The 1,123-nt window shown below is 70.7% G+C and carries 2 protein-coding genes; one reads left to right on the forward strand and one right to left on the reverse strand.

From position 1 onward, the window contains the following. Positions 1 to 457, reverse strand: a 457-nt coding sequence (locus tag KS423_RS45985) for an SDR family NAD(P)-dependent oxidoreductase (RefSeq protein WP_224285587.1), incomplete at its 3' end; no start/stop codon positions are given. Between the two features lie 95 nt (positions 458 to 552). Between KS423_RS45985 and KS423_RS45990 the strand changes: the two genes are divergently transcribed. Beyond that, positions 553 to 1,123, forward strand: a 571-nt coding sequence (locus KS423_RS45990; RefSeq protein ID WP_224285588.1) for a LysR family transcriptional regulator, incomplete at its 3' end; no start/stop codon positions are given.

Here is a 1,123-nt window from a genome sequence, read left to right on the forward strand (position 1 = left end):
TCCCTGACTGCCGGGTGAGGGAGCCGACACTGCTGGACATGTTCACGATCCGCGGTGAGGCAGAGCGGCGCAGCAGCGGCATCATCGCGTTGGTGACGCGGATGACGCCGATGACGTTGGTCTCCACGACCGTGCGGATGGTGGCGGGGTCGACGCGGGTGGGCTCCTGGGGCGTGCCGCCTGTGATGGCGGCGTTGTTGACGAGCACGTCGAGGCGCCCGGCCTGTTCCTCGATCAGCCGTGCGGCGGCTGTCGCGCTCGCGTCGTCGGTCACGTCCAGCGGTACGCCGAACGCGTCGACGCCGGCCGCGCGCAGTCTCTCCACCGCGGCCTTGCGACGCTGATCGTCGCGGGCGCCGACGCCGACGCTCCAGCCGAGGGCGCCCAGGCCTGCGGCGATCTCGTAGCCGATTCCCTTGTTTGCGCCGGTGACCAGCGCAATCGTTCGTTCGCTCATGGGGACCATGCTGCTCTCGGACCCCGGCGGGGGTCCAAGACCGATTGGGTGGGCAACGATACCTTTCAGGTATTGATCCGGAGTACCGTGGCCGGATGGAGACCAGGGAACTGCGCTACTTCGTCGCTGTCGCCGAAGAGTTGCACTTCGGGCGCGCCGCGCAGCGGCTCGGGATCGCACAGCCGCCTCTGTCACGGGCGATCCAGCAGCTCGAACGCCGACTCGGGGCAGCGCTGCTGGATCGGACCAGCCGCACCGTCACCCTGACCGAAGCCGGCTCGGTGCTGCTGGCCGAGGGCCGGGCGGCCCTCGACGCGGTCGAAGCGGCCGAGCGCCGGACCCGCCGCGCCGCCCTTCCCTCGACCGGCCGTCCCGGCCTGGTCCTGGTCACGAAGGCCAGCGCGTCCCGCGAACTGCTGGCGAAACTGCTGGACGCGTACGCCGCCGAACCCGGCGCGGTCCCCGTCGACGTCATCCTGTGCGGCCCGGCCGAGCAGGAACGACTTCTGCGCGAGGGCCGGGCCGACGTGGCGCTACTGCACCGGCCGTTCGACTCGACGGCAGGGTTCCACACCGAAGAACTCAGCACGGAGGGCCAGGTTGTGGTCCTGCCGGCCGGGCATCCGCTCACCGTCCGGACCCATGTGCACATGGCCGACATCACCG

Source organism: Streptomyces sp. LS1784 (assembly GCF_020103755.1).
Lineage (GTDB): Bacteria > Actinomycetota > Actinomycetes > Streptomycetales > Streptomycetaceae > Kitasatospora.